Consider the following 12,943-nt stretch of genomic DNA (forward strand, 5'->3'; position numbering starts at 1 on the left):
TTAAGCAACATGAGATTAACTAAATTAATATATAGTACCCTTTTCTTTATCACGGCTGCAGCCTTAGGATTAAAAGCTCAGGATACAAAAACCACTGAAAAGAAAACGGATGATAAAGCTGTTACTGAAGAAATTGAAGTTGTAAGACCTTACAAACCCATTTTAGCAGAAGCTGTAAAGCTGAGAAGAAGTCCAGACTTAAACGACATAAAAACATATAAAGCCAAATTTAACTATAGCCTTACGGATAGAAAGTTAGAATTAAACTCTGACATTAATAAATTACAGGCTCAGGAAGTTGTTGCTGCAAAACAAGAAGAACTAATAAATAACTATGTTAAAGGTGGATTTGGGTCTGCACAGACTATTTTTGGTGAAGCTTATATAAACATCGGACGTGATGAGGCAATGCAAGCCGGAGGTTACTTCCAGCATTTTAGCCAATCAGGAAAACTAAATAAGCAACAGTCTAGTCAGCAGAAACTAAGTGTTTTTGGTCGTAGTATAGGTGATGTTGTTACGCTAAGTGGTCGTGTTAACTTCCAAAGAAATGGATTGTATTTCTATGGAATTGATAAGGAAAACCCTACCTTAAATCCTAACCCTGAGAAACAAACACTTAATTTCTTTGAAGCAGAAGGCGAACTTGTTAATAAATACACTGAAGATCCTGATGCACTTAGCTATGCCTTAAAACTTAACGGATATATCTGGAGTGATAAATTTAATGCCAAAGAAAACTCAGTTGTTTTAAATGGATATGTAAATAAAAGGATCAGCAGTTTTAATTTAGGTCTTGCGGCATCAACTGAATTTGGAAGTACTAAAGATGAATTAGTAAGCGTAGGTAACAACCTTCTAAAACTGAACCCCTACATAAGATTACAAGCCAGCGGAGTAAAAATAACCGCAGGAATTAACTTTGTACAAGAATTTGGAGCATTTTCATCTACCAGAATCTTCCCTGCGGTAACTGCAGACTTTACATTAATACCTGATTATCTACAAATATTCGGTGAAGTAAAAGGCGATGTAAATCGTAACTCTTTAAAACAATTTACAGACGACAACCCATTCCTGAACAACAATATTACCATCAGAAACTCTATTGAAAAACTGAGCATTAGTGGAGGTATTAAGGGAACAGGTGGTCCTGGATTTGGATACAAAGCCAGAGTTTATCACAAAAGCATTGAAGACATGCCGTTGTTCGTAAACAATTTTTCAAACTTCAATAAGTTTGATGTCATCTACGATTTCGGAACAATGAAACTTATTGGATTAGAAGGAGAGCTTTCTGTACAGGTAAGTGACGCATTAAAATGGACTGGTAAATTAAATTTTGAAGATTATAAACCAGCTGCTGAAACACAAAGCTGGTTTAAACCTCAGATGCGTTTAAGTTCAGATCTTTCATATGTGATTAATAAGAAAGTAACCCTTAATGCTTCTGTGGCTATCCAAGATGATAGCAAAGCGAAAATTTATACTGCAGCACCAGCTAATCCTTACTATACACCAGATCCTAATACTGAAAGAGTAGTTACCGTAAAAGGCTTTGTTGATTTAGGAGCCGGAGTATCTTACAAGATAAACAATAAGTTTTCTGCCTTTGCAAGAGCAAACAATTTACTAAACACATCGTATAGCAGATACCTACATTATGAAGTGATTGGACTTAATGTTTTCGGAGGTATAAGCTACTCATTCTAATAGGTTTTTAATTAATAATTGGTTGATACGGAATTAAAATTTATTTTTACCAGAATGGATATCTTATCATACCTTACTGAACTTATAAAAACCCGTAAAGAGGTGGGAATTTCTGGACTGGGTACCTTTTATAAAAAGAAATCGCCAGGAAGGTATGATGCTGAAGCACACTCATTTCTGCCTCCAAGCTATATACTGGATTTTACAGATGAGATTAGAGAAACACAATCTCTTGTTAACTACATTAGTAAAAAAAGAAATATATCAACAGAGGCAGCAACCTATTATACTGATCAGTTTGCAGCAGAAACTTTAAAACAGCTTTCTGAAAAACAAAATGCTGATTTTGGAGAAATGGGGACTTTAACCGGTATCCCTGGAAGTTTAATTTTCAATCCTAAAGATCAATTGAACTTTGGTTTTGATTTTTACGGATTACCTCTTTTAAAAGAAGAACCAATTGCCACTACCAATGATAGTATTCGGGAAGCTGGAATAATTAGTGACGTTAAAGCAGAAGAACAGACGGAGGAGCAAATACCTTCGTTTGAACAAGAGCCTATAATTACTGAGGAGCAACTCAGTCTTGAAGACAACAACGCGGACTTAAGTGATGGATCTGAAGAGTTAGAAGTTGTTCATCACGAAGAAAAGCCTGCGCTTGATGAACAGCCTGTTTATGAAGAAATATCAGAAGTTAAAATAACTCCAAAACCTGCTGAGCAAATTGCCATTGAAACTCCTGAGGGTATTAGTGATAATTTGGATGTGGTTGAAGAAACCATAATACCAAAGGTTGCAACGCCACCTTTCTTTAACACACCAAGTCCATTAGATAAGCAAATAATTGAATCAATTGGGGTTGAAGAGCAAAACCAAGGCCTTCCTCTTTACGTAAAGATTATTATTGCTTTTGCTATACTCCTTGCTGTTGGAGTGGCTACATATTTAATCAAGCCCGAGTTGTTTAATTCAGTGCTTAATAAGTCTGAGACTATTCAAGCCGATACTCTTCAGGAGAATGTTCTTCGTGACAATTCTGATCTGATCAAAAATAATGATAAACTTAAGACCGACTCAATCACACTTGCTGATAGCTTAAGACTAAGTAATGAAAAAGCAATTCAAACTGCCGATTCCTTAAAAAAAGATAGCTTGGCCGCTGTTACCGCTAAACCTTCAGTAGCACCTACTGTTACCGCTACAACTGTTGCCCCTATTGAAGGACCGATCACCTGGGAGGTTATTGGCGCATCCGTAATTAATCAAAAAGAGGCCGACAGATTTATTGCCCAAATGAAGGCTATAGGTATAACGGCTAAAGTTATCCCAACTATGCCGGGTAAAAGAAGATTAAAAATTAGCATTGCAACATTTAAAGATGAAGAAAGTGCAAAAGAAGGACGCAAATTGCTCGTTACAAAATTAAAAGATCCGGGAATATATATATATCAAAATAAAAACACACACAAACCATAATAAATATGATCGTTTTACTACAAGGTGCAACTGATACCGCTAACAAGATTATTGATTCTGCTAATAACTTAAACCAAGCCCTTACTACTGCCCCACCTGAACTTCACTTTATCGACCTTTTATTTAAAGGTGGATGGGTAATGTTACCTCTAGCATTTTTGGCATTTCTTGGATTAGTAATCTTTGTTGAAAGATACCTAACAATAAGAAAAGCTTCTAAAACTGAATCTAACCTAATGCTTCAAATTAAGCAATATATCCACGATGGGAGACTAGAAAATGCAATAACTTTATGTCGTAATAATAACTCTCCTTTAGCAAGAATGCTAGAGAAAGGGCTAAAACGTATTGGTCGCCCAATTAAAGATATTGAAGCTGCTATTGAAAACAATGGAAAACTAGAAGTTTCTAAACTAGAAAAGAATATTGGCATATTAGGAATTATAGCTGGTATTGCACCGATGTTAGGTTTCGTAGGAACAATTATTGGGGTTATTACTATTTTCCATGATGTTTCCATTAAGGGAGCTATTGAAATCGGAACAATCTCTGGAGGTCTTTATACCAAAATGATCACTTCTGCAACAGGACTAATTATCGGTATCATTGCTTATGTACTATATCATATCTTAAATATGATGGTTGAACGCATCATCTTAAGAATGGAAACTGATGCTATTGAATTTATTGATCTATTAGAGGAGCCAGGAAAATAATGAATTTACGCAAAAGAAATAAAGGAACAGTAGAGGTACATACCTCTGCACTGAACGATATTATGTTCTTCCTGCTTTTGTTTTTCCTATTGGCGTCAGCCGTAGTTAATCCACAGGTAGTTAAGCTATTATTACCACGTTCAGAAGCAGGACAACAATCAAATTCCCAAAAAACCGTTACTATATCTATAGATGATAAATTAAATTATTTTGTAGACAAGCAACCTACTAAGCCTGAAAATATTCTAGCTGTAGTTGAAACCATGCAAAAGGCATCACCGGATTTAACTATAGTTGTTTATGCTGAAAGAAAAGTTTCTATTGAAAATGTAATGTCTATCTATGATGTAGGTAACAAATTAAAACTAAAAGTTGTACTCGCTGTAGAACCTAAGAAATAATGACTTATCCTAAAGAAGAAAACAATTATCCCAAGGCACTGGCAATATCTACCGGTATCATGGCTGCATTGCTTGCTTTAAGCTTCTTTATAGTTATTGGAAGTTTTGAGCCTGAAGAGGCAGGTATGGGCGGTATGGTTGTTAACTATGGAACTTCTCCTACAGGTATGGGGTCAGATTACACCAGTATCGAAGAGCCATCTGCCGATCCGAATGCAAATAACCGTAAACCAGATAAAGTAACACCAGAAGAAGTAACTAAAGAGACTCCTACTCCGCAAACAAGTGAAAAGGAGATCGTTACCCAAAACTCTGAAGATGCTGTAGTTGTAAAGAGCAAAGCAACTAAAAAAGAAGCTACCCCTACTGCAACTAATGCAGAGACCAAGCCTTCAAAACCAGCTGTAAATGTAAACGCCTTGTATAAAGGGAAATCGAGCAAAGGGACTGGTGGAGGTGATGGAACTGGTGATACACCAGGGAATCAAGGAAGTGTAAATGGAGATCCACTTGCCAATAACTATGGCGAAGGTGGTTCTGGTTTTGGCGAAACTCCCATTGCATTAAGAAAGTTTACCAATTTGGTTACGCCTCAGGATGATGGCCAGAAAACAGGTAAAATTGCTGTACGTATAAAAATAAACAAAGCCGGTCTTGTTATAGATGCTACTCCGGGAGTTAAGGGAACCACCCTAAACGACAGAGAGTTATGGCAAAAATGTAAAGAAGCGTTGCTTGGTGCTCGTTTAGCACCATCAGAAACTGCTCCCGATGTTCAAATCGGTGTAGTTGTTTTCAACTTTAAAGTTAAATAATCCGGTAGCTTTAATACTTTTGTGATGTTAATAAGCATCAGAAATGAATTACGAGCAAACCATTGATTATTTATACCGCAAACTACCTATGTTCACAAGGGTTGGTGCTGTGGCCTTTAAAAAGGACTTACACAATACCATCGCCATGTGCGAAAGGCTAGATAATCCACAAAATAAATTTAAAACGATACATATCGGTGGCACAAATGGGAAGGGTTCAACTTCCCATATGCTTGCCGCTATTTTTCAACAAGCCGGCTACAAAACCGGACTATACACCTCCCCTCACTTAAAAGATTTCAGAGAGCGCATCAGAATCAATGGTGAAATGATTTCTAAGGAATTCGTAATAGACTTTGTTGGTGAACAACAGGAGATCATTGAAGAAATTAACCCCTCTTTTTTTGAAGTAACCGTAGCCATGGCATTTTCATATTTTGAGAAACAGAATGTTGATATAGCTATAATAGAAGTTGGTTTAGGTGGCCGATTAGATTCAACAAATATTATAACACCCGAACTCTCGGTTATCACCAATATAAGTCTTGATCATACCAATATCCTGGGTAATACATTAAAAGAGATCGCAGGAGAAAAAGCCGGAATTATAAAACCCGGCATTCCAGTTGTAATTGGCGAGAGCCATTCTGAAACTGATCAGGTTTTTATTCAAAAAGCAAAAGAAACAAATAGTCCTATAACTTTTGCTGATCAGCAAATTCAACTTACAAAGTCGACAAAAAACAATGAGTATTTAAGTATATCCATATCAGAAAATGGAAAGTCAATTATCGAGGATCTCTTATTAGATCTTACGGGCACCTATCAGTTAAAAAATATTCTAACCGTTATTCAAGCAGTCGAGACATTGAGAGCATTAAGCTTTAAAATAGATAATGATGCGCTGCACTCTGCTCTAAAAAATGTAAAAGGTTTAACCGGTTTAATGGGTCGTTGGCAAAGACTAGACGAACACCCTCTGATAGTTTGTGATACCGGCCATAATATTGCCGGCATAACAGAAGTAATGCAAAACATCAATAGTACTCCTCATGATAATCTACATATGGTGATAGGGATGGTTAAGGATAAAGACATCAGCGGTGTGTTAAATCTCCTTCCCGTAAATGCGCGTTATTACTTTTGTCAGCCTCAACTCGAAAGAGCTTTACCAGTGCAAGAACTTGCCGATGAAGCGGCGAAATATGAACTGAAAGGAAGCACATTTTCAACTGTTGAACTGGCAATAAATGCAGCCAAAAAAGATGCCAAGCCACAAGATCTGATCTTTATAGGAGGAAGCACTTTTGTCGTTGCAGAAGTACCATAAAAACTTTACATAATGTTAAAGAATACTTATTATGAAGTAACTAACTTTAAAATTTCCTAACAAAACTTAATGAAGTATATAATGATGAAAAGATTTATCCTTTTATTTACCGTTCTCGCCCTGTTCTCTGCAGGATCCATGGCTCAAAAAAAGGCAACGCCTGCTAAGAAAACATCTTCCACTACATTAAACAGACCAAAATTAGTAATAGGATTAGTTGTAGATCAAATGAGATGGGATTACCTATACCGTTACTATAACAGATATTCAGAAGGTGGATTTAAGCGAATGGTAAACGAAGGATTCTCTGCTGAAAATACGTTTATTCCCTACACTCCTACCTATACAGCTTGTGGCCACTCAAGTATCTATACTGGATCAGTTCCTGCCATTAATGGTATAATTGGAAACGATTGGTATGACCCACAATTAAAACGTGGTGTTTACTGTGCTGAAGATACTACGGTTAAAACTGTTGGTAGCGATACAAGAGCAGGCTTAATGTCTCCAAAAAATATGCTTACCACAACAATTACTGATGAGCTTCGCCTAGCAACAAATTTTAAAAGTAAAGTAATCGGTATCTCATTAAAAGATCGTGGATCAATTTTACCGGCGGGTCATTCTGCAAATGCAGCATATTGGTATGATGGTGGAACCGGTGATTGGATTACCAGTACACATTATATGACTCAATTACCTACATGGCTAACAGATTATAACAAATTGAAAATGGCCGATAAGTACTTTGAGAAGAATTGGAATACATTGTATCCAATCGACACTTATAACCAAAGTACTACTGATGACAAAGAATACGAAGGAAAATCAAGAGGAGAGCAAACCCCTACTTTCCCTCATCCATTCAAGTTGTATGCAGGTAAGAACTACGATATGATCAAAAGTTCCCCTTACGGAAATACGATGACTTTAGAATTGGCTAAACTTGCTATTAACGCAGAGAAGTTAGGTCAGAGTGGCTCAACTGACTTTCTTGCAGTTAGTTGTTCTGCAACAGACTATGTTGGACATCAATATGGACCAAATTCAATAGAGGCTGAGGATACTTACCTTAGATTAGACCAAGATCTTGAACAGTTCTTTAACTACCTGGATACTAAAATTGGTAAAGGGAATTACCTTGTCTTTTTGTCGGCTGATCATGGCGCGGCGCATGTTCCGGGCTTTATGGCTGAGAATAAACTACCGGGCGGATTATTCAATGATTCTCCGGTAATTAAAAGCTTAAACACTACTATTGAAGAGAAATTCAAAGTTAAAAAAGCAATTATCACTTCTACCAATAGCCAGTTCTATTTCAATCATCAGGCAATTAAAGATGCTAATGCTGACTTTGATGCAATAAAGTCACTTACTATTGAAACGTTAAAAGAGCAAGATGGTATTATGGATGCTGTAGACCTCAGCAAATTGGCTAGTTCAACCCTACCAGAACCAATAAAGAAAGCCATTACTAATGGATACAATGCACGCAGAAGTGGTGATGTTTATTACATACTGAAATCAAACTACTTTGAAGGTGGTAAAACAGGAACAACCCATGGTGCATGGTTTCCGTATGATTCACATATTCCATGTGTATTTATGGGCTGGAATGTAAAACCAGGAAAGACCAATAAAACTCATTATATGACAGACATAGCTGCTACCTTAGCTGCAATGCTCCATATTCAAATGCCTAGTGGCTGCATAGGTGAACCTATAACAGAACTAACTCATCAATAAAATTCTCCGTAGAAGCAAGAAGGCCACTCATTAATGTATTTGAGTGGCCTTCTTGCTTTTAATATAACCTCCTCACGCTCAGTTTTTGCTACCTTTGTTTACCAATTATAAAACAAGGTATGGAACAAATTGAAATCTATAAGCCCAAACATAAAATTCGTTTTGTAACTGCTGCTGCATTATTTGATGGACATGATGCTACAATCAACATCATGAGAAGAATTCTTCAATCTTCCGGCGTAGAGGTAATACATTTAGGCCATAACCGTTCGGTAGAAGAAGTTGTAAACTGCGCCATACAAGAAGATGTTCAGGGAATTGCAATGACGTCTTATCAGGGTGGACATATTGAATATTTTAAGTATATGTATGATTTGCTGCAGGAACGTGGTGCATCTCATGTTAAGATATTTGGTGGAGGTGGCGGTGTAATCTTACCTTCTGAAATTGCAGAACTTCAGGCTTATGGCATAACAAGAATATACTCTCCAGATGATGGTCGAAAAATGGGCTTGCAAGGCATGATTAACAACATGCTTGAGCAAACTGATTTCATTACCACAACCTCATTAAATGGTGAGTTAAAAGCTATCCCTAAAAAAGATATCAAAAGTATTGCCGCTGCAATAACAGTTGCCGAAAATGATCCTGAGGCGGCTCAATCCTTTGTAAATGAACTAAAAAAACTTACCAGTAGTAACAATGCTCCGGTTCTTGGTATTACAGGAACAGGTGGTTCAGGAAAATCATCCTTAGTGGATGAATTGGTAAGACGCTTCTTAATAGAAGTACAAGACAAAACATTGGCAATTATCTCTGTCGACCCATCCAAACGTAAAACCGGAGGAGCTTTGCTTGGAGACAGGATCAGGATGAATGCAATCAACAATCCCAGGGTATATATGCGTTCATTGGCCACCCGACAAGCCAATTTAGCCTTATCAAAAAACGTTCAGGAAAGCATAGATATATGTAAAGCGGCAGGCTATGATTTAATCATAGTTGAAACATCCGGTATTGGACAATCAGATACCGAAATAACGGAGCATTGTGATGTTTCCTTATATGTAATGACACCAGAATTTGGTGCCGCTACTCAGTTGGAAAAAATAGATATGCTCGATTTTGCAGATCTTGTTGCCATCAATAAATTCGATAAGCGTGGTGCCTTAGATGCCTTACGTGATGTGCGAAAACAATTTAAACGCAACCATAATCTTTTCAATGCGGATGATGACAGCATTCCAGTGTATGGCACAATGGCATCGCAGTTTAACGACCCCGGCATGAACAATCTGTTTACTGCTCTTATGCATAAGATAAGAGAGAAGACGGGAATCGATTTTAAAGCCCAAATGGAGCTCATAGGAGGCGAATCTGAAAAGATCTATATAATTCCACCGGATAGAATACGATACCTTGCAGAAATAGCTGAATCTAGTCAGACTTACAGCGAATGGGTAGATAAACACACTACAATAGCTAGGAAACTATATCAGTTACAAGGTGTCATTGATCTTTCAACGGAGGAAGAGTTAAAAAATCAATTAAAAGAGATTTATCAACATTTAGAAGAACAACTGGACGGAGAATGTAAAAAACTACTCCGAGAATGGCCAGAAACTAAAAGCAAGTACAAACAAGAATTCTTTGCCTACAAAGTAAGAGACAAAGAAATCAAACAACCTCTCTTTTACGAATCTCTCTCTAAATTGCAAATTCCGAAGGTATCTCTTCCCCGCTATAAAGATTGGGGAGATATTCTTTTCTGGTTGTTAACAGAAAATGTTCCAGGTGAATTCCCTTATGCTGCTGGTGTTTTTCCTTTAAAACGAGAAGGTGAAGATCCTACCCGAATGTTTGCTGGGGAAGGCGGACCTGAAAGAACAAATAAGAGATTTCATTATGTTTCACTCGGTCAGCCGGCACACCGCCTATCAACCGCTTTTGACTCTGTAACCCTTTATGGAGAAGACCCACACATTCGTCCTGATATTTACGGCAAAATAGGTAACTCGGGAGTAAGTATTGCAACACTTGATGATGCTAAAAAACTGTACTCAGGCTTTGATCTTTGTGCCCCATCAACTTCAGTATCCATGACAATAAATGGCCCTGCTCCTATGTTGCTAGGTTTTTTCATGAATGCCGCAATAGATCAGCAATGCGAGAAATACATCGTTGAAAATGGGCTACAAAAGGAAGTAGAAAATAAGATCAATTCTATCTACCAGTCCAGAGGTCTGCAAAAACCATCATACAATGGATCTTTACCTGAAGGCAATGATGGATTAGGCTTAATGTTACTTGGGATTACCGGAGATCAGGTATTGCCATCAGATACATACGAGAAAATCAAGGCCTATGCAATAAGTACAGTTCGCGGCACTGTTCAGGCAGATATCTTAAAAGAAGATCAGGCGCAGAATACCTGCATTTTCTCTACAGAATTTGCATTAAGAATGATGGGCGATATCCAAAACTATTTCATCACAGAAAAAGTACGTAACTTTTATTCAGTATCAATTTCCGGATATCACATTGCAGAGGCAGGAGCAAATCCAATATCTCAGCTAGCCTTTACCTTAAGTAACGGTTTTACTTTTGTTGAGTATTACCTAAGCAGAGGAATGAACATTGATGATTTCGCCCCTAATCTGTCTTTCTTTTTCTCTAATGGTATCGATCCTGAATATTCAGTTATTGGCCGAGTTGCAAGACGCATATGGGCCAAAGCAATCAAAAACAAATACAAAGGGAACGACAGGTCACAAAAACTGAAGTATCATATCCAAACCTCAGGCCGATCATTACACGCTCAGGAAATAGACTTTAATGACATACGCACAACCTTACAGGCACTCTACGCTATTTACGACAACTGTAATTCTCTTCATACAAATGCCTACGATGAAGCCATAACTACTCCTACAGAAGAATCTGTACGCAGAGCGATGGCAATTCAACTGATTATTAATCGTGAACTAGGTTTAGCAAAAAATGAGAACCCATTACAAGGAGCGTTTATTATTGAAGATTTAACTGATTTAGTTGAAGAAGCCGTACTGTTAGAATTTAAACGCATCAATGATAGAGGAGGTGTACTAGGAGCCATGGAAACTATGTACCAGCGAGGTAAGATACAAGAAGAAAGTCTCTATTACGAAACATTAAAACATACCGGAGAGTATCCTATAGTCGGTGTAAATACCTTTTTGAATAAGAATGGCTCACCTACTATTATCCCTGGAGAGGTAATACGAGCAACAGAAGATGAAAAGCAATTTCAAATTACAGCACTAAAAGCCTTTCAGGATAGAAATATAGATCAGTCGACTCTCGCCTTAAAGAAACTACAAAAAGTTGCTATAGCGGGCGAGAACATATTCAATGAACTGATGGAAGTATGTAAAATATGTTCATTAGGGCAAATTTCTAATTCCCTTTATGAAGTGGGTGGCCAATATAGACGGAATATGTAACAAACATTCTGTATCAGATTAAACCCCAAAAATGCTTAATACTAAAAAGGCGTGAGTTGTACAACTCACGCCTTTTTAGTATTAATTAAAGCTCCTTTTTTTAAGAATGTATCCAGCTAAATTTATATTCCATTGTAGGATTACTCATTCTTTCTGCTACACGTATTAGTCTGTTAGGTAAAGCCATGATATAATCACGGGCCTTTTCGCCAGCTTCATTTAAGTCGCGCATACTATCCAACTTCCATTCTTCAATTAACTGTTGCATAATCTCAACATAATCAATCGCAGTATAAACACCTAAGCGTTGTGCAGCATCAGTAAAATGTCCGAATGTTTGACCTATCTTCATACCCATTTCACGTAAAAAATGAGCAGGCATTACAATTTTCTTTCTCATCATGTCCTCAAAAGCTATCATTGCTTCATTCGGATCTACCTCAAATATTTTAGACATGAAATCTTTATAGGCTTTAGCATGACGCGCTTCATCAGAAGCAATTACTCCACACATTTTAGAAAGCAACGTATCTCCATCTTTTTTAGCTAGAGAGGCTACCCTTCTGTGAGAAATATTAGTAGCTAATTCCTGAAAACTAGTGTATATAAAATTTCTATATGGATCATGTCCTGTTCCTATATCAAATCCATCAGCAATTAAATACTGAGTAGATATCTCCATCTGGCGCATATCAACACGTCCCGATAAGTATAGGTATCTATTTAATAAATCACCATGTCTGTTTTCTTCCGCAGTCCAGTGACGTACCCATTTCATCCATCCCCCTTGTTCATTTCTAGTGATTCCATCAACCATACAAAGCCAAGACTCATAAGTAGGTAATGCCTCTTCAGTAATTGTATCACCTATTAGAACAGCTACAAGATCGTAAGAAAGATCCTTCGCATTCTCACGCAAAAACTTAATATCTTGGTAAAATGTCTCACTAGTAGAATCAGGCAAAAAATCAGATGGCTGCCAATTTGTATCAATCGGTTTCAGGTATGTTTCCATCATATCAAGCATATAGCTTTCTATATGTAACATTACTTCCCTTCTCTTTTCCGCGAATAAATTCATTCGTTTATGTTATTTAAATTTGTATCAAAGATACCAAAATTATTGTACAAAGATGGTTACGAAAATACTTTATTAAGAAATAATCTAAGGCTTAATCAAGCGATTATGGTTAAATATTTAAACAATTAGCTTAGAAATAGCTATAAACAAGAAAACCCTGTAGTGATTAGCTACAGGGTT

9 protein-coding genes are annotated in these 12,943 nt (G+C 37.1%); 8 read left to right on the plus strand and 1 reads right to left on the minus strand.

The window, feature by feature from the left end; translation table 11 throughout:
- Positions 1-9 precede the first annotated feature (9 nt).
- The 8 genes from J1905_RS21220 to J1905_RS21255 all read left to right on the plus strand — a co-directional run bounded on the left by J1905_RS21220 (position 10) and on the right by J1905_RS21255 (position 11,682).
- Complete coding sequence (locus J1905_RS21220; RefSeq protein WP_214229224.1) at positions 10-1,713, plus strand: TonB-dependent receptor; 1,704 nt, start codon at positions 10-12, stop codon at positions 1,711-1,713.
- Between the two features lie 54 nt (positions 1,714-1,767).
- Entirely contained in the window at positions 1,768-3,192 is a 1,425-nt protein-coding gene (locus tag J1905_RS21225) for a hypothetical protein (protein WP_214229225.1), read from the plus strand.
- A 5-nt stretch (positions 3,193-3,197) separates the two neighbouring features.
- Entirely contained in the window at positions 3,198-3,908 is a 711-nt protein-coding gene (locus J1905_RS21230) for a MotA/TolQ/ExbB proton channel family protein (protein ID WP_108206839.1), read from the plus strand.
- A complete protein-coding gene (locus J1905_RS21235) occupies positions 3,908-4,309 on the plus strand; it encodes an ExbD/TolR family protein (RefSeq protein WP_214229226.1) in 402 nt (133 codons plus the stop codon). Before J1905_RS21230 ends, J1905_RS21235 begins: the two co-directional genes overlap by 1 nt.
- Positions 4,309-5,124 (plus strand): energy transducer TonB, encoded by an 816-nt coding sequence (locus tag J1905_RS21240; protein WP_214229227.1) that lies wholly within the window; start codon positions 4,309-4,311, stop codon positions 5,122-5,124. Before J1905_RS21235 ends, J1905_RS21240 begins: the two co-directional genes overlap by 1 nt.
- 43 nt (positions 5,125-5,167) lie before the next feature.
- Positions 5,168-6,454, plus strand: coding sequence for a bifunctional folylpolyglutamate synthase/dihydrofolate synthase (locus J1905_RS21245; RefSeq protein ID WP_214229228.1), 1,287 nt, complete (start codon positions 5,168-5,170; stop codon positions 6,452-6,454).
- An 84-nt stretch (positions 6,455-6,538) separates the two neighbouring features.
- Positions 6,539-8,200, plus strand: a complete 1,662-nt coding sequence (pafA, locus tag J1905_RS21250) for an alkaline phosphatase PafA (protein WP_214229234.1) — start codon at positions 6,539-6,541, stop codon at positions 8,198-8,200.
- A 119-nt stretch (positions 8,201-8,319) separates the two neighbouring features.
- Entirely contained in the window at positions 8,320-11,682 is a 3,363-nt protein-coding gene (locus tag J1905_RS21255; RefSeq protein WP_214229229.1) for a methylmalonyl-CoA mutase family protein, read from the plus strand.
- A gap of 100 nt (positions 11,683-11,782) precedes the next feature.
- Here the strand turns inward: J1905_RS21255 and J1905_RS21260 are convergent, their stop codons facing one another.
- Entirely contained in the window at positions 11,783-12,763 is a 981-nt protein-coding gene (locus J1905_RS21260; RefSeq protein ID WP_173093376.1) for an acyl-ACP desaturase, read from the minus strand.
- Positions 12,764-12,943 lie beyond the last annotated feature (180 nt).

Source organism: Pedobacter sp. B4-66 (assembly GCF_018492665.1).
Lineage (GTDB): Bacteria > Bacteroidota > Bacteroidia > Sphingobacteriales > Sphingobacteriaceae > Pedobacter.